Origin of the sequence: Methanobrevibacter gottschalkii DSM 11977 (assembly GCF_003814835.1) — an archaeon.
GTDB lineage: Archaea > Methanobacteriota > Methanobacteria > Methanobacteriales > Methanobacteriaceae > Methanocatella > Methanocatella gottschalkii.
Map to the genome: position 1 here is coordinate 292,279 of NZ_RKRG01000003.1, position 21,416 is coordinate 313,694.

General features: G+C 28.8%; 19 protein-coding genes. 12 read left to right on the forward strand and 7 right to left on the reverse strand.

Going from position 1 to position 21,416, the window contains the following annotated elements; all coding sequences use genetic code 11:
• Nucleotides 1-41 precede the first annotated feature (41 nt).
• Complete coding sequence (locus EDC42_RS08105) at nt 42-692, reverse strand: hypothetical protein (RefSeq protein WP_069572819.1); 651 nt, start codon at nt 690-692, stop codon at nt 42-44.
• A 197-nt stretch (nt 693-889) separates the two neighbouring features.
• On the opposite strand from EDC42_RS08105, the gene EDC42_RS08110 reads away from it, so the two are divergent.
• From EDC42_RS08110 to EDC42_RS08130, 5 genes are all read left to right on the forward strand, one after another.
• The gene (locus tag EDC42_RS08110; RefSeq protein WP_069572821.1) at nt 890-1,837 is read left to right on the forward strand and encodes a malate dehydrogenase; all 948 of its coding nucleotides are present in this window, start codon (nt 890-892) and stop codon (nt 1,835-1,837) included.
• Between the two features lie 197 nt (nt 1,838-2,034).
• Entirely contained in the window at nt 2,035-2,478 is a 444-nt protein-coding gene (gene dtd / locus EDC42_RS08115; RefSeq protein WP_069572824.1) for a D-aminoacyl-tRNA deacylase, read from the forward strand.
• Nucleotides 2,479-2,571: 93 nt separating this feature from the next.
• Nucleotides 2,572-3,714, forward strand: coding sequence for a toxic anion resistance protein (locus EDC42_RS08120; RefSeq protein ID WP_069572826.1), 1,143 nt, complete (start codon nt 2,572-2,574; stop codon nt 3,712-3,714).
• A 163-nt stretch (nt 3,715-3,877) separates the two neighbouring features.
• A complete protein-coding gene (locus EDC42_RS08125; RefSeq protein WP_069572830.1) occupies nt 3,878-4,348 on the forward strand; it encodes a pyridoxamine 5'-phosphate oxidase family protein in 471 nt (156 codons plus the stop codon).
• Between the two features lie 106 nt (nt 4,349-4,454).
• Entirely contained in the window at nt 4,455-5,114 is a 660-nt protein-coding gene (locus EDC42_RS08130; protein ID WP_069572836.1) for a uracil-DNA glycosylase, read from the forward strand.
• Nucleotides 5,115-5,193: 79 nt separating this feature from the next.
• Here EDC42_RS08130 and EDC42_RS08135 read toward each other — a convergent pair whose 3' ends face one another.
• From EDC42_RS08135 to EDC42_RS08145, 3 genes are all read right to left on the reverse strand, one after another.
• Nucleotides 5,194-5,760: a hypothetical protein gene (locus EDC42_RS08135; protein ID WP_069572839.1), complete on the reverse strand. Its 567-nt coding sequence runs from the start codon at nt 5,758-5,760 to the stop codon at nt 5,194-5,196.
• A gap of 89 nt (nt 5,761-5,849) precedes the next feature.
• Nucleotides 5,850-7,235 carry an MFS transporter gene (locus EDC42_RS08140; RefSeq protein ID WP_069572841.1) on the reverse strand — a complete coding sequence of 462 codons (1,386 nt, stop codon included), beginning with the start codon at nt 7,233-7,235 and terminating at the stop codon, nt 5,850-5,852.
• Nucleotides 7,236-7,248: 13 nt separating this feature from the next.
• Nucleotides 7,249-7,692, reverse strand: a complete 444-nt coding sequence (locus tag EDC42_RS08145; RefSeq protein WP_083234807.1) for a MarR family winged helix-turn-helix transcriptional regulator — start codon at nt 7,690-7,692, stop codon at nt 7,249-7,251.
• A gap of 158 nt (nt 7,693-7,850) precedes the next feature.
• Here EDC42_RS08145 and EDC42_RS08150 point away from each other — a divergent pair, with 158 nt between their 5' ends.
• From EDC42_RS08150 to EDC42_RS08170, 5 genes are all read left to right on the forward strand, one after another.
• Complete coding sequence (locus EDC42_RS08150) at nt 7,851-8,150, forward strand: hypothetical protein (protein WP_069572843.1); 300 nt, start codon at nt 7,851-7,853, stop codon at nt 8,148-8,150.
• A gap of 52 nt (nt 8,151-8,202) precedes the next feature.
• The gene (locus tag EDC42_RS08155; protein ID WP_069572845.1) at nt 8,203-8,889 is read left to right on the forward strand and encodes a hypothetical protein; all 687 of its coding nucleotides are present in this window, start codon (nt 8,203-8,205) and stop codon (nt 8,887-8,889) included.
• A gap of 41 nt (nt 8,890-8,930) precedes the next feature.
• Nucleotides 8,931-10,385, forward strand: coding sequence for a dihydrolipoyl dehydrogenase family protein (locus EDC42_RS08160; protein ID WP_069572847.1), 1,455 nt, complete (start codon nt 8,931-8,933; stop codon nt 10,383-10,385).
• 237 nt (nt 10,386-10,622) lie between these two features.
• The gene (locus tag EDC42_RS08165; protein WP_069572850.1) at nt 10,623-13,577 is read left to right on the forward strand and encodes an Ig-like domain repeat protein; all 2,955 of its coding nucleotides are present in this window, start codon (nt 10,623-10,625) and stop codon (nt 13,575-13,577) included.
• A 190-nt stretch (nt 13,578-13,767) separates the two neighbouring features.
• Entirely contained in the window at nt 13,768-14,250 is a 483-nt protein-coding gene (locus EDC42_RS08170) for a GNAT family N-acetyltransferase (protein ID WP_069572853.1), read from the forward strand.
• A gap of 1 nt (nt 14,251) precedes the next feature.
• Here EDC42_RS08170 and EDC42_RS08175 read toward each other — a convergent pair whose 3' ends face one another.
• Both EDC42_RS08175 and EDC42_RS08180 read right to left on the reverse strand, forming a co-directional pair.
• A complete protein-coding gene (locus EDC42_RS08175) occupies nt 14,252-14,539 on the reverse strand; it encodes a GNAT family N-acetyltransferase (RefSeq protein ID WP_069572855.1) in 288 nt (95 codons plus the stop codon).
• The gene (locus EDC42_RS08180) at nt 14,526-14,762 is read right to left on the reverse strand and encodes a (4Fe-4S)-binding protein (RefSeq protein WP_069572857.1); all 237 of its coding nucleotides are present in this window, start codon (nt 14,760-14,762) and stop codon (nt 14,526-14,528) included. The genes EDC42_RS08175 and EDC42_RS08180 overlap by 14 nt, the downstream gene beginning before the upstream one ends.
• Before the next feature lie 486 nt (nt 14,763-15,248).
• Here EDC42_RS08180 and EDC42_RS08185 point away from each other — a divergent pair, with 486 nt between their 5' ends.
• On the forward strand, nt 15,249-16,898 hold the full coding sequence (locus EDC42_RS08185) for an ABC1 kinase family protein (RefSeq protein ID WP_069572860.1): 1,650 nt from the start codon (nt 15,249-15,251) through the stop codon (nt 16,896-16,898).
• Between the two features lie 553 nt (nt 16,899-17,451).
• On the opposite strand, the gene EDC42_RS08190 is transcribed toward EDC42_RS08185, so the two are convergent.
• On the reverse strand, nt 17,452-18,789 hold the full coding sequence (locus tag EDC42_RS08190) for an NCS2 family permease (protein WP_069572862.1): 1,338 nt from the start codon (nt 18,787-18,789) through the stop codon (nt 17,452-17,454).
• A gap of 356 nt (nt 18,790-19,145) precedes the next feature.
• On the opposite strand from EDC42_RS08190, the gene EDC42_RS08195 reads away from it, so the two are divergent.
• Nucleotides 19,146-21,224 carry a Coenzyme F420 hydrogenase/dehydrogenase, beta subunit C-terminal domain gene (locus EDC42_RS08195; RefSeq protein ID WP_198923023.1) on the forward strand — a complete coding sequence of 693 codons (2,079 nt, stop codon included), beginning with the start codon at nt 19,146-19,148 and terminating at the stop codon, nt 21,222-21,224.
• Nucleotides 21,225-21,416: the final 192 nt, after the last annotated feature.

Consider the following 21,416-nt stretch of genomic DNA (forward strand, 5'->3'; position numbering starts at 1 on the left):
CCTTCTGTTCTGATAGGGATGTTATTATTTATTAATTTAAATTAATATAATTGTTTACCTGAGTATATATTCTCTTCACTGTAAATTCTAATTAATCTGTCAATTAAATCATAATACATTAATCTATAACCTACTGCACCACCTTGCGGAGTTTGTACATTATTTAAAGATTTATCTGAAAATTCACCACAATTGTTTATAATATACCACATTCCATGAGGTGTATAAATGAATAATTCTCCTTCACCTTTTTCACAACCTCTTTTAAAGCTATCTTTCGGATCATAAATTTTTGTTGAATGAACGGCTAACCGGCTCAAATCTTGTTCGGGTCTTGTTCCACCTTTGTCAAATAATATTTTTAACCATTCATAAGATTGATCAATAAGATTTGCTTTTTTAACGGGGTCTGCAAATGCTTCTTTTACTTTATTTTGTCTTTTTTCCAGAGTATTGGTAATTCCCAATATTTCTTCTACTTTACTTACATCTTTTTCAAGACATCTATAACCTTCAGGTCTTCCAGTTACTTGAACATTGCCTTCTACAAAGTCCATTCTTCTAAAATCTTTAAAAAAGGGTTTTACTTTTTCAAATTCTTCATCTGGAATTTTTTTGTTTAATCCATATAGATAACCATATTCATTAGCATCGTAACATTTAGTCTCTAGTTTTAATTCATTATTTGTCATGCAATATCTCCTTGTTTGATTATATCATAATTATTTTAAAACATATAAACATTATTAGTTTAATAAAAAATGAACAAATTTAGATTATTTTGACTAATATAATTAACTATATTTAATTAAATTGATTTTAAATAAAAATATTTTAATTTATTTTTAAACCAGTAAGATATTTTTATAATGAAATTTAATATGATAATATGGTAAAGGTAAGTATTTTTGGATCAACTGGAACAATAGGTAAAAATGTTGCATTTACATTAGCAAGAATGGATACAGTTGATGAAATTGTTATGGTTTCAAGACCTAAAAGTCTTGATAAAGTTAAAGGGGAGACTTATGATATGTATGATGCACTTGCTGCAAGGGATATTGATTGTAAGCTAATCCCCACATGCGATTTTAATGAAATTAGAGGTTCTGAAATTGTACTCATTGCTGCTGGAATTCATCGTCAGCCCGGAATGAATAGGCTTGAATTAGCTATTCCAAATGCAAAAATTGTAAGATATTATTCAAAACAAATTGCTAAATATGCACCAGATTCAATAATCCTGGTTGCTACCAACCCTGTTGATGTTATGACAACAATTGCACTTGAAGCATCAGGATTTAATAAAATGAAAGTAATTGGTGTTGGAAACCACTTAGATTCTCTTAGATTGAAAAATTATTTCTCAAGAAAAATTAATATTAATAGTTCTGAAGTTCACACAAGGGTTGTAGGCGAACATGGAAATCATATGGTTCCACTTTTAAGTTCAACATCCATTGGAGGTATTCCTTTGAAATATTTCGAATTTGCTAAATTGGATGTTGATGCTTTAGTTGAACAACTTAAAAATGCTGGAAATACAATTATTTCTAAAAAAGGAGCTACTGAATATGGTCCTGCTTTTGCAATTTCAAACTTAATTTCAACCATGATAACTGATTCTCATAAAGTTCTAACGGTTAGTTTTTACTTGGAAGGTGAAGTTGAAGGTGTTCGAAACGTTTCTTTAGGTGTTCCGGCTATTACATCTAAAAATGGAATAGAAATGATTGTTCCAATTCATATGAATGATGTTGAAAAAGAAAGTTTCATAGAAGCTGCTAATGTAGTTCGTGATACAACTTACAAAGTTAAAGAGAATCTTAATATTTAATTTTCAGCGTATTTTGGTAAAATTTTAGATATCTTTTAATTTAGGTTTTCATTGGTTTTAAATGAAAGTTTTCTTTTTATTGGCATAAATTAATGCATATTAGTATTTATGTCCAATAGATTTACTTATTCAATTATTTAAAAGTTATAATTCAAATCAGATAATCTTTTCATAGTAGATTTAAAAAAGGTGGATAAATGAAGTTAGTTGTTCAAAGAGTTACTCATGCCAGTGTTGAAGTTAATAATGAAGTTGTTGGTGAAATTGGCAATGGGTTAATGGTGTTAGTTGGTTTTGGTGTGAATGATACTAAAAATGAGGCTGATTATCTTTCTCGTAAACTTGTAAAATTAAGAATTTTTCAAGATGAAAATGGTCGTATGAATAAATCTGTGAAAGATATTGGAGGTAAATTACTATTAATTCCTCAATTTACTTTATATGCTTCAAATAAAAAGAATAGACCTTCTTTTCACAAAGCATTAACTCCAGACATTGCAACTAAATTATTTGATTATTTTGCATCAAAATGTTCTGAAGAAGTTGATGTCGAAACTGGGGAATTTGGAGCATATATGAAAGTAGATTTATTGAATAATGGTCCTGTAACAATTCTACTTGAAAAAGAAGCTGATGAATAATAACAATTTAAATACATACATATAAAAATTATAAACAAAATATTATTATTCAATTAATGTATTAATCATCAAATATTGAATTAAGGTGATATGATGACAGAATTTTCATTAAATGTTGATGAAATAAAAGAAAATGTTGAAACAACTTTAAAAGAAGAAGAAAAGAAATTAGAAGATTCAAATATTAAAAATCAAGCTCAAGACAATGCAGTTGCAATTTTTGACGCTGATTTAAATAATCCGCAAGCAAGGGAAAAGATATTGAAACCATTAGATAATTTTGGTTTAAATGAGATGTCTAGATCTGCAGCTCATAATGAAATGTTAGCTACTAGATTTGTTGATTTAACAAAAGGAGGTAAAGAATCGGATAATATTGGAGAAAATCTGATGGAATTAAATAGGGAAATAAAAGATTTGGATCCAAGTAAAATAAATTTTGCAAAAAAAGGTTTACTCGGAAATTTAATGAATCCTGTTAGAAAATACTTTGCTAAATATGAAAAAGCTGAAAATGCTATTTCTGATATTGTTCAGTCACTTGACAAAAGTAGTAAAGTCCTTCAGAATGATAATACAACTCTTTTAAATGAAGAAAATTATTTAAGGGAAGTTACTAATAAACTTCTTGCAGATATTGAACTTGCAAAACAAATGGATGCCTCTATTGAAGCACAAATTCAAACTGCAGAAATTGAAGGGATTGATGAAGAAAAAATTAAATTTGTTCGTGAAGAGATTTTATTCCCTCTTAGACAAAGAATCATGGATATGCAACAAATGATTGTTGTAAATCAACAAGGAATTGTATCTCTTAATGTAATTAGAAGAAATAATAAGGAATTGATTCGTGGTGTTAAACGTGCGCAAAATGTAACTGTTTCAGCTTTAAGAACAGGTGTAATGGTTGCTAGTGCTCTTTACGATCAAAAAATTGTCATGGATAAAATTAATATCATTAATTCTACAACTGAACACATTATAGAATCTACTTCACATATGCTTAAAGAACAAGGAAGTGAAATACAAAAGCACAGTGCTGAGACTATGATTTCACCTGAAGTTCTAAAAGTTTCATTTTCCGAAGCAATTCAAGCTATTGAAGATGTAAGCACATATAAAGAACAGGCCCTTCCTAAAATGAAAGAAACAATTGTGATGTTCAGTGACCTAGCTACTGAAGGTCAAAAAGTTGTTGAAAAGATTGAAACAACTAATGAAAATTTATTAAAATAGTGGGTTTATAACCTACTAAATCTAATTTTTAAATATAATCTATTTTAACTAATTTTTACAGAAATTCATGTTTTAAAAAGAGTTTCTGATGTTTATTTGGGCAATATACACCATGAATTTTACATGAAAAGTAATATTTATAACATGTTTTAAATTTATAATCATGTTTAGACAGATGAGACGAATAAAACAGCAACTTACACAGGAAGAATGTATTGAAATATTAACTAATGAACCTCGTGGAGTATTAGCATTATTAGGTGATAATGAATATCCTTACACAGTTCCAATTAGTCATGTATATGCTGATGGTAAAATTTATTTTCATGGGGCTCAAGAAGGACATAAAAATGATGCTGCTAAAAAATATCCTAAAGTTTCTTATTGTGTGATTGATAAAGGAGTTAAAAAGAAAGAAAACTGGTGGTACACATTTAAAAGTGTTATAGTTTTTGGAAAAATTAAAATTTTAACAAACAATAATGAAAAAAGGGATAGACTAACATATCTTGGAGATAAGTTTTTCCCAACACATGAAGAAACAATTGATGAAATTAATAAATTATTGGACAGGACAGAGGTTTATGAAATCACCATTGAGCATATGAGTGGTAAATTAGTAAGGGAGAAATAATCGATGCTTTGTAATATATGAGTGTTAGGAAATTAGATAAAATTCTATAATTTAAGTAAATTTTCTGGAAAAAGTTAAAATATTATTATTGTACAAAGTATTTTTCATGATTAACAATGATTGGGATTTAGCTTTAAATGATGAATTTGAAAAAGATTACTTTTTGAAAATTAAAGATTTTGTCAGTGAAGAATATAACTCAAAAACAATTTATCCTCCTTATGAGGATATATTTAATTCATTTAAATTAACTCCATTGAGTAATACAAAAGTTGTTATTTTAGGCCAGGATCCTTATCATGAGGAAGGTCAAGCTCATGGACTTGCATTTTCAACTCCGGAGGGCAGACCAATTCCCAGATCCTTAAAAAATATTTTTAAAGAAATTAATAATGAGTATTCTTATCCAATTCCAGAGTCAGGCTGTTTGGAAAAATGGGCAAAGCAGGGTGTATTTTTATTAAATACTGTTTTAACAGTTGAAAAGGGCAATGCAAATTCTCACAGTAATTGCGGTTGGCAAACTTTTACAGATAATGTAATTAGAATATTGAATAACCAAACAAGACCTATTGTATTTTTGCTTTGGGGAAAACAGGCTGAAAAGAAAAAAGAATTAATAACAAATCCAAACCATTTAGTTCTAATTACATCTCACCCTTCTCCATTTTCAGCAAGAAGAGGTTTTTTAGGATCTAATCATTTTAAATTAGCTAATAAATTTTTAAAGGAAAATAATATTGATGAAATTAATTGGAAATTGTAAATATTTTACATCAAATATGCGTTTAGTATCAGCAATTTCCATTTCATGATTATTAATTTTAAATTAAATTGCCGTTTAATTAAATTATAATTTCATAATCTGTTTTTCTATTGTCTCTCATTCTAGAATCCATATCTACTAAATCATAAACTAATGGATTAGCTATTAATATTGACCAGATTTCATAAGTCACTTGTATAAAATCATCATTTAATTTTATATGGTTCTGGACAATTGGGCATTTGTATGGAAATTCACTTTCATCAAATATTAAATGAAATTCCCCTTTTTTATTTAAGTGCGGTATTAATGGAAATGTTCTGCATTGTATTGGTCGGATACTGCGATCACATTTTGGAGGGTTAATACATTTAACAAGATAAATTTGACCTTTCCAAGAATGAGGATATTTAATTTCAGATGAATCGATATAATATAACTTGTAACTATCACTATCTTCATACATTAATTCTTCACCGGGTAGAAGATATAGGGCCAAATCTTCATTATGGTAGTCGTCTGCATCATAGACACAGCATATTTCTCCACACAATTTTCCACAGTCAAAATCAACGGGAGATACTTTATCTAGACGGTCATATATTTTTCGTATTGTTTTTTTCATTTCATCTGCAGTAATTTCCATGTAAATTCAACTCAATTATTATATTTATTTTCTTATAATATTTGAAAATTGACCTAAAAAAGTAAAAAATTGATAGAGTTTCTATCAATTCATCTTCCTGTATTAAATTTGTCACTAGATTTGATTCCAATGAGTGATGCGAAAATAGCCAGTATACATGCTGCTGTACAGATTCCGCAAATAGTTTGGGAAGCTTGTATAATCATGGTTGTATACTGTGGAGATAACTCTAAATTACCCATTATCCAAGCAAATACTAAAGTTAAAAGACCTAAACTCATGGTTTGGCCGATTGTTCTCATTGTGGCTTGTGAAGCTGATGCAGTTGGGGCATCTTTAGGTGGAACGGAGCTCATTATTGCATTCATATTTGGAGATGAGAAAAGCCCCATACCAATACCTTGTAGAATCATAGCTATAATTACGAAATAAATTGGTGTTTCCCCATTTAAGAATGTTAAAATTCCAAGTGCAATGGTGGCAATTGCCATTCCAGTTGCTGCCAGCTTTTGCGGATGTATTTTATCTGATAGTTTTCCGGCGTTCGGAGCCATTATTGCCATAATGATTGGTGTGATAATCAGTATCATTCCAGACATTTGTGCATCCCAACCCCTTACATACTGTAAATGGTAATTTAGAATTGTTGTAACGACCATTATTGCAAGATAACTGCATAATGCTGCAATATTGGATGATGTGAACTTTTTATTTTTAAATAAATTCATATTGAATACTGGGGATTTCTGTCTTAATTCATATGCTCCAAATATCACTAATAAAATAATTCCAGTAACGGTTAATATTTTACCATTTGTTGTAATTAAAGTAGTGAATCCGTAAATGAATAATAAAATTCCAATAGCATATATTATTGATCCAACTTTATCAATTGTATCATGCTGATATGTCTTCCATTCTTGTGGTATTTTTAATATTAATAATATTATGCATAATACTAAAAATGGAATTACAAAGTAAAACATTGCTCTCCAACCCAAGTTATGTACTAAAAACCCACAAATAACCGGTGAAAGTGATGTTGCAAGATAAACACCAGTCACTGTAAAACCCAAAGCTTTTCCTCTGTTCTGAGGTTTAACTGCATGAACTACCATTGCCATTGCAGATACATTTAAAAATGCAACTCCTGCACCTTGAATGATTCTAAATATTAAGAATGATTCAGTTGAAAATGCAAGACAAGCTCCAATTGAACCTAATAGGAATACAGTAATTCCTGCAAGTAGTGATTTTTTAACACCAAATTTTCCTGAAATTTGCCCTGCCGGAACTGTAAATACAGCAACAACAAGGAAAAATATAGTAGGCACCCAATTTTGAATAACGTTATTCATAGCAAAATCCTGTGCTATTGCTGGAACGCCTATTATTATACCATTTGATAAAAACACTGCAAAAAATGAAGTTATAAATGATACAAATATTACATATGTTTCAAATTCAATTTTCATAATTTACCCTCTATTAGTTATTGTCAATAAGTTTCATACCATTAATTGCTATCTGTCTAATTTTTTCTTTTAATTCATAATCATTTTCATCAATTCCAACCTTAATTTCCCAATCAAGTGAAATTTTTCTTATTTTTGGAATTAATTCATCAGCTTTTTTTGTTGTTTTTAACATATATTTACGTCTGTTTTCAGGATTCATATTTCTAGTGATATATCCGTTGTTTTCAAGTTTTTTAAGGGATTTAGCAACATTTGCTTTACTTTCACCATAAATATTGACTAAGTCATCTTGTGAACAGTTAGGATTATCATGAATCAGCATTATATAACGTACTTCACGACCTAAATTAAGTTCCTGGATTTGTGAATTGAGGTATTTTAACTGATTTTTTGATATATTATGAATCCATCCAATTATTGGAGCATTATCAAAAACATCCGGACTTTTATCCATATTTTATCACCTAAATTATTATATTCGAATAAAGCAATATAAATGTTTCTAATGAAACTGTTGTTAATGAAACAATAATGTTGCCTACCAGAAAATAATTTAAAGTAATATGGTCAAATATATAACTAATTTATAAAATGTTTTATGAGGTATGGTTTATGAATAAAATTGAAATCGAATTAACCGATGAACAATTAGAAAAAGTAAAACAATTGGAAGCACAGAACATTAGTGTTGGACAAGCTATTGACATGCTTTTTGAAGTAAAGGAGAAGGCATTATTTGAAATTGAGAAAATTGAAAAATCAGGTTTGATAGATAAAGTTTCAAATATTAATGTTAATAATAAAACTGAAAACCTGGAAGAAAATTATGGTGATTCTGAAAAAACTTATGAAATGGAAGTTCAAGACATCAAACACAGAATTAAATGGGGTAAAGACTTCTTTAAATTCTAACTTTTCTTTTTTTTAAATTTTAATAGTCATTATTTAACTTCTGGGTGTAAAATTGAATAGAAAGACAAAAATAATAATTATTGCAATTTTTTTAATTATAGCAAGCATATTATTCGTTGGAAATAGATTTTTCATACCGCATTATGAAACTATTGCAGACACTGATATAGGTACTGTAGAAGTGGCTACTTATGGAAATGCAAATGCTACAAAATGCATTGCATTAATTACTGGAATTCATCCAAGGGAAACACTGGCTATTAATCCGGAAATTGATGCAGCAAAACAATTTGCAAATGATGATGTTAAAATAATTCATTATAAAGTCACTGTTACAAAAAATGCACAGGACTATAGTAAAGGACGTGCAAATGGTGAAAGTCTTGTTCATAATTATGTAAATCCGAATGTTACTGCTTCTGATGCTGATGCTGTTATTATTAGTCATTCACATATTCCTGAATATGGTGAAGGATTTTATGTAGCTACTCCAGCAATGGACAATGCATCTGTTAAAATAGGTGAGAATATAAATCAATCAAGTGATTTTAATTATTATCCGGTCACCGGTAATGAAACATACAAATCAACTTCTGCTGTGCTTGTTTCAAAACCGATTGCTGAAGCAGGTTATCCAACATTTGTATATGAAGTTCCAGAAAATGTCATGGAATTTATTATAACTGGCAAAACAAAGGATTTATTCCAGTTAATTATTGAAAATACTTATGATAATTGAATATATGATTTTAAAAAACAATTAAATTAGAGGTTAATTTTATGGATTATGATGTTATTTATATCGGAAGTGGAAATGCGGCATGGCAAGGAGGCCGTTTTTTAAGAAAAGCGGGTCTTAAAATATTGATTATTGAAGAAAGTTTATTTGGAGGAGCATGTGCAAACAGAGGTTGTAACTCCAAAGCATTGCTTGATGCACCATATGAAATTAAAGCATTGGCGGATAATTTTGAAGGAGTTGGAAAATCTGGTAATTTTGAAGTAAATTGGCCGGATTTAATGAAATTCAAACAACAACGTATTTCTGGAATGTCTAAATTTTTAGATGGTAAATTTAAAGAATATGATTTGGATGTTGCACATGGAAAAGGAATACTTGTCGATGAACATACAGTTAAGGTAGGTGATGACACATTCACCACAGATAAAATTGTAATCTGCACAGGTTTAAAACCTGTTATTCCAGATATTAAGGGAAAAGAGTATTTGCATGATAGTACTGATTTTTTGGATATTGCAGAACTTCCAAAGCATACTATTATCATAGGGGCAGGATTTGTGGGCATGGAATTCGCATCAATAATTGCGGAAGCAGGTCTTGAAGCAGATGTAATTATTCGAGGAAATATGGCTTTAAAATATTTTCACCAACCTTATGTTCAAAATGTTATTGAAATTCTAAAAAAGAAGAATATTCGTTTCCATTTCAACCAAACTGTAAAAGAAATCATTAAAGATAATAATGTCATAATTGATGATCCTGAAAGTAAAGTTTCAAATGTTGAAAACTCAATGAATAGTGATGAGCTCCTGAGAGATCCTCAAGCAAAAATAAATAACAAGGCATATGAAAATGCTTTTACTGTTAATCTTGATAGTGGATGCAGTATAACTGGAGATTATGTTATTGCAGCTATGGGAAGGGAAGCTAATGTAGAGGATATTGGTCTTGAAAATGTGGGATTAACATATACTAAAAAAGGAATCAAAGTAAATGGTCACTTACAGACAGCCGTTTCCAATATCTATGCTTCAGGAGATGTTGCAGATGTAGGCATTGCTAAACTTGTAACTGTTGCAATACATCACTCCAAATATCTCGCAAAAGAGTTATTGGGTAAGGCAGATGAAATTACTTATCCAGTTATCCCGGCAGTTGCATATACTATTCCTAGAATTGCAACAGTTGGTGTTCCGGCATATATTGCAGAGGAAAGTGATGATTATGATGTTCACACTATAAGATATGGTAATTCCTATTCACTTGAACTTAAAAATGATAGGACTGCTGAGGCAAAAGTAATTGTTGATAAAGATTTAAATATTGTCGGTGCTGAAATATATGCGGCAGATGCAGAAAATGTAGCAAATATGTTTACATTTATTATTAATAAAAAAATAACCTTAAAAGATCTTGATGAGATGATTTATGCATTCCCATCAAGCAGTTCCGTATGCTTGTATAAATTACATAATATTCATTATAAATTATAGTGTTTAACACTATTCTCTATTTTTAAGGTTGTTTTAAAAAGTTTCTTTTGTTGTTTTTTATTATTTTTATATTTGATGCATGATTTAGATTTTCTAAAATTATGGAGTATTTTTGTTTATTTAAAAAAGATTATATGTTTGTTTTGTATATAAGTAATAGTATTGTTGAATATTTAATATGTTAATAATTTATTTTAAATATTTTTATTGTAATGTAATTTGAAAAGAGATGTTAAAATGAATAAAAAAATATTAATTTTACTTTTAATAGCTATTTTAACATTTTCCGTAGCTACCGTTAGTGCATCAGATAATACAACTGATGACTCTGTTATTGATTCATCTAATCGAGATGTTGTTAGCGTAGATGATAATAATGTTGTTAGTGATGAATATGCGGTTAATAAAGTTTCTAATGGGGCGCTGGCTGATGTTAATGGTGAAGAAAATGTAAATAATGATGTTGATATGGTTATAGATCCTATAAATAATGTATCTGTACTTCAAGGCGATAATGTTGATGTGAACATTACTGTTAAGAATATAGGGGAAAATAATGCTTCTAATGTTACAGTTAATTTTGAATTACCGGATGGATTTTCATTAATTGATTCTAATAATGTATCAGATAATACTTGGCATATAGGCGATTTGCAGTCAAGTAAATCTACTAACATCACTGTTAAATTAAATAATAGTGGAATTAATAATGGTGATTATGTTATTAACTTAACACTAAGAGCTAATGAAGGGATTGAAGAAATTTTTAAACAGAATGTAACTGTTAATGTTATAAAAAAACTTATTCAAACAAACTTAACTATTGATTTTGATAAAGAGTCATATGTATATGGTGATGATGTTGGAATTGATGTTAAGTTACCTGATGATGCTACTGGTAATGTGACTATAAAAATCAATGGCACAGAAAATAATGCAAGTATTAATGAGGTATTGATTTTATCTAATTTGACTCCTGGCAATTATGAAGTTAATGTTACCTATAGTGGGGATGATAAATATAATGGAAGCTCTGGTAAGGCTAGATTCACAATATCCAAAGCCAACACAACAGCTGCAATTGATATTGTCAGTATTAAAGTTGATGATGAGTTAAATATTACTATTAATTATGATTCTGAAATTAATGGTAATGCCACTATTTATGTGGATAATATTAAAAATCAAACAATTGAAATTATTGATGGAAATGGAAATGTTACTATTAAAGGATTATCCAAAGGAATGTATGATATTAAAGTAGCATTTGATGGAAATGATTGTTATAATTCATCCGAAACTAACAAAACTATTGAAATATCTAAAAACACAGTAAACATGTTGATCAATGTAGGAGATATTGTTTATGGTAATGATTTGGTTATTAACCTCAAATTACCTGATAACTTAACTTCAAATGTCACTGTAAGTTTGGGTGATATTAATAGAAGTATTAATTGCAGCGGCAATGTAACATTTAAAGATATGAATGCTGGAAATTATACTGCAATTGTAAGTTATGGCGGTGATGAAAATTACTTTAATGAAACAAAATATGTTGATTTTAAAATATATAAAGCTAGTACACAAACTACTGTCAATACATCAGATATTAATATAGGCGGAGTGTTAAATGTCAGTGTTGATCCTAAAATTGATGGAACAGCTACTGTTTATTTAAATGGAACTAAATATTCAGATGATATTGTAATAGTTAATGGTAGTGGAAATGTTGTTATTTCAAATTTAATCGAAGGAACTTATAATGTTCTTGCTGTATTTAATGGAAATGATAATTATAATTCCTCATTAACCAATAAATCCATTAAAGTATCAAGAAATGTTTTTAACATTACTGTTAATGTTACTGATGTTTGTTATGGTCAAGATGTAATAATTAATATTACATTGCCTGGTGATGTTACCAACACAGTAGATGTTGTTTTTGGTTATAACTCTCAAAATATTAATCTTGAAAATGGTGTTGGAACTGTTAAATTTAGTGATTTGGATGTGGGAAATTATAATGCAACTGTGATATATTATGGTGATGCTAAATACTTAAAAAGCACTCAAATCATTAGTTTCAATGTTACTAAAGCTAAACCAACAGTTGATGTTAATATTTCAGGCAATAAGCTTGGTCAGGATTTAGTTATAAATATTGCATTGCCTAGTGATGTAAAAAATAATGTTACTGTTGGAATAGACAATATCTCTCAAGATGTTAAAGTTACAAATGGTGTGGGTAAGGCAATATTTAAAGATTTAACAATTGGAGAGCATGTTTTGATAATTGATTATAGTGGTGATTCTAACTACTTGAATACTACTGAAGGAATTTATTTCAATGTATCTAAAGCAATACCGGTCATTGATATTGATGTTAAAAACATATATGTTAAAGGTAAGGAAGTTATAGATATAGCTCTTCCAGATGATGCAACAGGTTCTGTAACTATTTTTATTAATGGAGTTGAACAAAAAACAGTTAATGATAACATTAGCAGCATTGTTTTAACCAAATCTGGTTTGGCTGCCGGAACTTATAATGTGATGGTTAGCTATACTGGAGATTCTAAATATGAATCTGCAAATACAACTGTTCAATTTAAAGTTTCAAAGTACAAAGCTAAATTGACCGCATCATCAAAAACTTATAATGTTAAAGTAAAAACCAAATATTACTACATTACTTTAAAAAACAACAAGAATAAAGTAATGAAAAAGATTAAAGTCTATTTGAAAGTTAATGGTGTAACATATTCCGCTACAACTAATAGCTATGGTAAAGCATCTTTCAAACTTAGTAAATTAACTAAAAAAGGAACATATGATGCTTTAATTACATATAAAGGCACTAGTTACTATAATAAATTAACTAAAAAAGTTACTATTGCGGTTAAAGCAACTCCAAAATTAACTGCTTATTCTGCAAAATTGAAAAAATCTGTTAATGCCAAAAAATATAGTGTAACTTTGAGAACAGACAAATATAAAGCAATGAAATATACAAAAGTTACTTTAAAAGTTAATGGTAAAATCTATACTTTAAAAACAAATAGTTTAGGTAAAGCAACTTTTAAAATTACTAATTTGAATAAAAAAGCTAAATTCCTTGCAGTTATTAGTTATTCTGGTAGTAAATACTATTATTCTGCAACTAAAAAAGTGATATTGACAGTCAGGTAGATATGATTTAATATTTACCATACTTTCTTTTTTTTAAAATATTTTCCAGTTGTACTTTTAATTGATTATCTTTTTTTAAAACAGTTACTGGATAGTTAGGTTATTTTTTTAGAATCATAAAGTTTATATTTTATCTTAATATTAACTATCAATTGTAATATTTTTCTTAAAAATTTATTTTGGTGTTTTTATGTCTCAGTTTTCAATTAGGTTTGCAGAAAAAGAAGATGTTTCTTTAGTTTTGCAATTTATAACAGAATTGGCAGAATATGAAAAAATGTTGAATGAAGTAATAGCTAGTGAAGAATTATTGAATGAATGGATTTTTGATAAAAAAGTTGCAGAAGTTATATTTGCAATGGAGGATGATAAAGAAATTGGTTTTGCATTATTTTTCCATAATTTTTCAACATTCTTAGGTCGTGGAGGCATATATCTTGAAGATTTATATGTAAAACCTGAATATCGTGGAAAAGGATATGGTAAAAATTTAATTAAAAGATTAGCAGAAATTGCTGTTGATAGGGGTTGCGGAAGATTAGAATGGTGGTGTCTGGATTGGAATCGAACAAGTATTGAGTTTTACTTATCTCTTGGAGCTGAACCAATGGAAGATTGGACTGTATATAGAATTAGCGGAGATACATTAGAAGAATTAGGAAAAAAAGAATAATTTAGAGCACATCTTTGCACTCTTTAGGATTTTCAAACATTAATTTTTTTGCATATGAGCATGATGGAACGATTTTTACTTTTTCTTTTCTTGCTTCGTTAATAACTTTTTCTACGAGTTTTTTTCCGATTCCCTGTCCCTGGTAGTCTTTTTCCACATCAGTCAAGGTTATTATCCAATTTTGTTTTAGTCTTGCAAAGTGGCATTGGCCAATTTGCCGATTGCCATCATATGCTATACTGCTGTTATCTTCTTTTTCAAATTCGATTTTAATTTTATTTGAGTTCATATAACAGTGCTCCTGTTGGACATCTGTCAATAATTTCAGCTATTTCTTTTGCAGGAGCTTGTGAAACATCTACCCAAGGTCTCCTTGATACATCGAATACTTTGTTATTTCCCCTTATACATTCAGTTGCATGTTGACACAATTTAGGATTCCAAAAAACATTAATTTCATCATTTGAATAAGTTTTGTATCCTTTTTGTTCTAGTTCTTCTTGTTTTGACAATTTAATCTCTCCTTTTAAAATGTTTAATTATTATTACTTATTTTATATTATATAAAAGTTATTTATTTGATAGGCCAGTATTATTAATAATTTAGGTTACATTTTATTTTTTCACTGAATCAGGTTATGATAAACTGGATATATGAAAAATGTAGATTATATTTTTAAAAATTTTTTGAATGAAGGTTTAATTGTTTAATTCTTTCAAAATAGTTATTTATAAACAAATTTATTTGTATATATACGAAAAGTTTATATACTACCGAACAAATATTAATAATTTAGATGATTATCTTAAAGTATTATCACTTTTATATGTCAATCTTTTTCCCGAACTTAATGTTTTCTTTAAGATAATCCATCTAAAGAAAGGTTGTTTTTTATTATACATTTTAAATCTTAATTTAGCTAGGAAACAATCTTTCAATTTCAACCATTTTTTATTATTCTAAAAAAATAAATATTATTATTTACAATTTTTATTTAATGAAAGTTATTGCTAGTACTAGAAATGATGATCTCAAAAGATTAAATGAAATTTATAAGGTTCTTAAAAAGAATGATTTTGGTTATTTGATTGAAGAAAATACTTTTTTTAGGAAATTTCCATTTTTAAGAAACTATAAAATAGAAAAAGAAGATAATTTTTCCGATGAATCTGTCCCTTTGAGAATTAGAAAAGTACTGGAAGAATTAGGTCCAGCATATATTAAATTAGGGCAAATGTTAAGTACAAGGCCTGATTTAGTTGGTTTGGAAATTGCAGAAGAACTTCAACAGTTAAGAGATAATACTCCTATAACTCCTTTTGATGAAATAAAAGAAGTCATTGAAGAAGAATTAGGCAAACCTATGGAAGATATTTATAGTGATATTGACCAAAATCCCTTAGGATCTGCATCTATCGGGCAAGTTTTTAAGGCCCAACTTAAAAGAAATGGTGAAGAAGTAGCAATTAAAGTTCAAAAACCTAATTCCCGTGAAATTATAGAATCTGATATTAAAATAATGAAATTCCTTGCAAAAAGGATTGATAAATACATTTCAAGTTCTAAAACTTTTAATCTACCCACAATAGTTAATGAATTTGAAAGATCTATTCTTAAAGAAATTAATTATTTAGAAGAAGTAATGAATATGCAAAATCTTTCAAAAAACTTCAAAAATGTGAATTATATTAAAATTCCAAATGTATATATTGATTATTGCAGTGAAAAAATAATCACTATGGAATTAATAAAAGGAATTACAGTCACTGAATTAATTGAAGGGGACTATCCTCATATTAATAAAAGATTAATTGCTAATTATGGTCTTAAATCCTATTTTAAACAAATTATGATTGATGGTTATTTCCATGCTGATCCCCACCCCGGAAATTTAATTGTAACACGGGATAATAAATTGTGTTATATTGACATGGGTATGATGGGGATTTTAAGTGAGGATTTTAAAGAAAATTTAGCTGAATTTATGTTGCTTTTGATAAGTGGAAATACAGACAACATTATAAAACAATTAATTTATATGAATATAATTTCCCCATCACAAAATACACCGGAATTACGTGCGGATATTAATGACTTATTGAATTTGTATTATGGTGCGGAATTAAAGAATATGGATGGTGCAATGGAAGATTTACTTAATGCTATGGTTAAGAATAATGTTGTTCTTCCAAACGAATTTGTAATGATTGGTCGTGGTATTGCTTTGATTGAAGATACGGGTAAAAAGCTCGATCCTAATTTTAATGCTGCTACTGAATTGAAGAAATTATCTAGAAAGATTGTAGTTAATAAATATAAACCTGAAAGATTGGCAAAAGTCAGTTTGAATTATCTTTTACAATTGGAACATCTAGCAAAAGACTTACCGGATACAATAAATAGCACTATTTCAAAATTGGAAGAAGGGAATATTGAAGTAAAATTAAAGCATGAAGGAATCGGTCATTTGATTAATCAATTATCCATATCTTTAATTTTATCATCTTTAATTATTGGTTCATCTCTTGCTCTTATCACTGACGTTGGTCCGGATTTATTTGATTTTCCAATACTTGGATTAATCGGATTTGTTTTTAGCGGAGTTCTTGGAGCCTATTTAGTTTTAATAAATGTAATTGAAAGATGATATTTGTCGGTGAAACGATTGCGTTATCGGTTTTTCAAATCCATTTCAATTATTTTTTTCCTTATAAAATATGGCACTTGTCATGTTTTCACTGTCTATGTTCAAATTTATTTTCAACCTAATTAGGTATCACTCAATCACATTTGTGATTGCGGCAGGAAAGTTTATGAAATAAAGAGCATGTTCATATAACATCATTGCTTCTATCATTAATATCAATTCATGATACAATTAAATAGAATAAACTGCTAGGGATAGACTTTTAAATCTTAATTTATTTAAAATTAAAACATCTACTGCTGGTACCATTAATCTTCACTTAACCCATGTATATGTTTTATCTTATTTTTATAGGAGAGTAGTTCATGATGGGTCTGACAGGGTTGGTTTAATTTTAAGTGTAACATAAATAATGATTTTTATAGCTCCACTAAGCAACTACAGATCACAAAGTATTGCTAACAATTGCAGGTTACTAACATCAGCAGTATATTAAATTGCAATAATTGCCATATGAAAAAAATAAAAAAGTAGTGTTTAAATTCCTTAAACACTATAATCCGAAGAATAAGTATATGATAAATACAAGTACCATTATCCAAACTAACCAATTCAGTTCTTTTGCTTTACCTGCAGCAATACTGGTAATTGCGTAAGTTACAAAACCGAATGCAATACCTAATGAGATGGAGTAGGTTAAAAGCATCATGATAATGGTCATGAATACAGATGCAACGACAACTAAATCATCCCAATCCACATCTTTTAATTGAATCATCATTAAGATACCCACTATCACTAATGCAGCAGCAGTTACAGAAGATGTAAATAAAGCTAATACTGTTGGGGCAAAGATAATTGAAATTAAAAATAGAATGCCTGTGACTATAGCAGTTAAACCGGTTCTACCACCAAGACCAATACCAGTTGCACTTTCTACATATGCAGTTAATGTACTTGTACCTAAAATAGCACCAATAATACCACCAATTGCATCACCAAGGAATGCTTTGTCTATTCCATCAGCATTGCCTTCTTCATCAATGAAACCGCATTGATTTGCTAAAGGAATTAAAGTTCCAGTTGTATCGAAAAATGTAACAAAAAGTAATGAGAATAAGATTAAAATTAAATTAGGGATATTTGTGAATAACTGGCTAAATCCAGATGCAAATGCACCAAATACAGATGTATCAATTGTTGTAGATACAAATTCAGTTGGAACTGAAGGCATAGCTATGTCTCCAACACCAAATCCTGCAGCAGTAAATATAATGCCTAAAATAGCAGTAATTACTAAACCTATAAATACTGCGGCAGGCACTTTTCTAACATATAAAATTAAAGTAACTGCAATACCGATTAATGCTAAAAGTGCAGGAGCAGAGAACAATGATCCTAAAGTAACCATTGTTGATGGATCAGCTACGATAATTCCAGCACCTTTTAAACCAATGAATGCTAAGAAAAAACCAATACCTGCACCAATAGCTAGTTTTAAATTGTGCGGGATTGCATTAAGAATAGCTTCCCTAAGTCCAGAAACAGTTATTAATAAAAATATGATACTTGAAATGAATACTGCAGCAAGAGCAGCTTCCCAAGTGTTACCCATACCTAAAATAATAGTATAAGTAAATAATGCATTCATACCCATACCAGGAGCTAATCCAACAGGATATTTAGAAACAAGCCCCATGATAATACACGCAATACCAGACGCAAGAGCAGTAGCGAAAAATACTCCAGTTGCAGGCATTCCTCCTTCAGCTAACATTCCAGGGTTTACTCCTAAAATATAGGACATAGCAAGGAATGTAGTGAGTCCTGCAATAACTTCAGTCTTAACGTCGGTGTTGTTTTCAGATAATTTGAAAAATTCATTTAACATAAAACACCTCTATGAAAACTTCAATATAACACACAATATTTTTTAAGATTAAATTTAATCTTAATAAAGTTTTCAATTTTTATATTTTTTTATAAATATTATTAAAGTTTGCTATAGTGATTTAAACTAGTTATTCTTATAAAATTATTGGAATTTGGATAAATTAACTTAAAGAGTGTTTCAAATAATAATTTTAAATAAATTTTTCTTATTTGTCAAAGTTTGCAGTATTATTTCAAATTGCTTTAGTATTACTATGGGTTGTATTATTGAGTCTTGGATATCTCTAATTTAAAATTTAATTTTAATAACATGTTTTTACAAATAATTATTTAAGAATAAACAGTGGTGCTATAATGTTGAATATGTATTATGATATGATGATTAATAAATATATTAATCAAATTGACACATCCATTGATGCTTTGGAGTTAAAGCTAAGAGTCTGGGATTTTATTAATTCTTTAGATAAAACTGATTTGTCTGAAGAAGAAATTAAAAACATTGTTTCTAACATTGGGAATTTAGGAACTACTTTAGAAGAATCCAATTCTCCTAAATTTGAGTGGTATTTAAATACAATAGTTGATAATGATTTATGCGCCAAATGTGGAGCTTGTAGTATTGTATGTCCAAATCATATAGTTGAATTTGAAGAAAAACCTTTCATTGTAAAAGAATGTTTACGTAAAGGAAATGGGATGTGTCAAGAAGTATGTCCTAGAGTAAATGCAGGGTCATATGAAATTAGAACACGTTTAAATTCTTTTGAAGAATATTATTATGGAAAATCAGATATAAAAGGCCAATCAGGTGGAGTTGTAACTAAATTTTTAGAATATCTGTTAAACGATAAAAAAATTGATGGTGCAGTTGTGATTGGTGGTAGTCACTGGAAACCTTCAAGTATGCTAGTTACAAACTCTCAAGATTTATTAAATTTACATAAAATTGACATTGATTCAACACCTAAAAGCAGATACTCAATTTCTTCACTTAATGCAATAATGGAAGCCGGAGAAATGGGTTTTGAAAAAATTGCTGTTGTCGGACTTCCATGTCAGGTAGCGGGATTGAGAAATATTCAATATCATCAGTTCAATTCAAAACATGATGCTGAACGGGGATGGAATGGTCGGCCTGCTAAAATTCCAAAAATTGAATATGTTTTAGGACTATTTTGCACTGAAAAATTTGAATACTCAAAAATTTTGGATAAAATCAATACTCTTGGAATTAATGTTGATGATATAGTTAAATTTGATGTTAAAGGACCTAATTTTTTAATATCCACAGAAACAGAAGATTATGAAATTAAATTAAATGAGATGGAACCATCCCCTGGATGTTTAATGTGCCGTGATTTTGATGCTGAACTTGCAGATATTAGTTTTGGAGAAAAAGGTTCACCTAAAGGATTTTCAACAGTTGTTATCAGAACCGAAAAAGGAAAAATCATAAAAGACTATTTTGATTTCAACAATGATGTGGATATTGAAGAAATTGAATTTATGAGGAACTTCAAAGAAAAACGTTTCCAAAAAGAAATAAAACACAGAAAAGAGAGTGGCAAAGCTAATTCTTATTATTATCTCTGGAGATTTGGTGGTGTTGGAATGGGTCAAAAAGGCAGAGCTTATCTCCGTTTCAGAACTACTATTGGAGGATATTATGATGCTGATTTATTAATGGAAATTTCAGCTATTGCTAAAAAATATGGTGGAATCATTAAACTAACTTCCCGTGAGGAAATTGAAATTCAAGGAATAAAATTGGATGATGTTGAAGATATAGTTTATGACTGTAAAGATTTACCGTTAGTTAACGGAACTGAAGGACCATTAGTCAGATCTTTAATGTCTTGTCCGGGAAAAGAGAGATGTCTGCTTGGATTAATTAACACTAGTGAAATTGCAGAAAAAATAGAAGAAAAATATGCGGAAAAACCCGCTAATTATAAATTTAAAATAGGAATTACTGGTTGCCCTAACAAATGTTTATCTGTTTCTACAACTGACTTTGGTATTCATGGTGTTAAAACACCTCTTACTAATGACAATTGTAACGGCTGTGGAAGATGTGAAGATGTTTGTAAAATAAATGCAATAGAAATCACTGGAAAAAATGCTATAACGGATTATGATTCATGCATTTCATGTGGAAAATGTATTCCTGCATGCCCTAATAATGCTAAAGACATTAAATATAAAGGATATTGTTTATCAATCGGTGGAAAAGGTGGACGTGAAACTATTCTAGGTCATGAAATGTATGTTGACAGTGAAGATGAAATTTATAAAACCTTGGATGCAGTATTTGAAGTTTATAATAAACATGCTAAAAACCCACAAAGAGAAAGATTAGCCAGTACAATAAAAAGAATCGGTCAATTAAATTTCTTTAATGAAGTTGAAAAAGTAAAATTATCCAAATAACTATTTAAATTGTATATTTTTGATTATCTTTTATCAAAAATATTTCATTCTAATTAAATTAAAAGAAATTACAAATTTTAATATAAAACTATTAAATACCAAATTACTGGAGCAAAAAGTAAAGAAGAATTATTCCAAAAATTCCATGAGTGAAAAGATTTTTCCAATCAGAAATAGGTTTTTAATCCGTTA

Excerpts from the sequence above, each read along its gene's own strand:
- EDC42_RS08105 (WP_069572819.1), bottom strand. The coding sequence starts at position 692 with ATGACAAATAATGAATTAAAACTAGAGACTAAATGTTACGATGCTAAT.
- EDC42_RS08110 (WP_069572821.1), top strand. The coding sequence starts at position 890 with ATGGTAAAGGTAAGTATTTTTGGATCAACTGGAACAATAGGTAAAAAT.
- dtd (WP_069572824.1), top strand. The coding sequence starts at position 2,035 with ATGAAGTTAGTTGTTCAAAGAGTTACTCATGCCAGTGTTGAAGTTAAT.
- EDC42_RS08120 (WP_069572826.1), top strand. The coding sequence starts at position 2,572 with ATGACAGAATTTTCATTAAATGTTGATGAAATAAAAGAAAATGTTGAA.
- EDC42_RS08125 (WP_069572830.1), top strand. The coding sequence starts at position 3,878 with ATGTTTAGACAGATGAGACGAATAAAACAGCAACTTACACAGGAAGAA.
- EDC42_RS08130 (WP_069572836.1), top strand. The coding sequence starts at position 4,455 with ATGATTAACAATGATTGGGATTTAGCTTTAAATGATGAATTTGAAAAA.
- EDC42_RS08135 (WP_069572839.1), bottom strand. The coding sequence starts at position 5,760 with ATGGAAATTACTGCAGATGAAATGAAAAAAACAATACGAAAAATATAT.
- EDC42_RS08140 (WP_069572841.1), bottom strand. The coding sequence starts at position 7,235 with ATGAAAATTGAATTTGAAACATATGTAATATTTGTATCATTTATAACT.
- EDC42_RS08145 (WP_083234807.1), bottom strand. The coding sequence starts at position 7,692 with ATGGATAAAAGTCCGGATGTTTTTGATAATGCTCCAATAATTGGATGG.
- EDC42_RS08150 (WP_069572843.1), top strand. The coding sequence starts at position 7,851 with ATGAATAAAATTGAAATCGAATTAACCGATGAACAATTAGAAAAAGTA.
- EDC42_RS08160 (WP_069572847.1), top strand. The coding sequence starts at position 8,931 with ATGGATTATGATGTTATTTATATCGGAAGTGGAAATGCGGCATGGCAA.
- EDC42_RS08165 (WP_069572850.1), top strand. The coding sequence starts at position 10,623 with ATGAATAAAAAAATATTAATTTTACTTTTAATAGCTATTTTAACATTT.
- EDC42_RS08170 (WP_069572853.1), top strand. The coding sequence starts at position 13,768 with ATGTCTCAGTTTTCAATTAGGTTTGCAGAAAAAGAAGATGTTTCTTTA.
- EDC42_RS08175 (WP_069572855.1), bottom strand. The coding sequence starts at position 14,539 with ATGAACTCAAATAAAATTAAAATCGAATTTGAAAAAGAAGATAACAGC.
- EDC42_RS08185 (WP_069572860.1), top strand. The coding sequence starts at position 15,249 with ATGAAAGTTATTGCTAGTACTAGAAATGATGATCTCAAAAGATTAAAT.
- EDC42_RS08190 (WP_069572862.1), bottom strand. The coding sequence starts at position 18,789 with ATGTTAAATGAATTTTTCAAATTATCTGAAAACAACACCGACGTTAAG.
- EDC42_RS08195 (WP_198923023.1), top strand. The coding sequence starts at position 19,146 with ATGTTGAATATGTATTATGATATGATGATTAATAAATATATTAATCAA.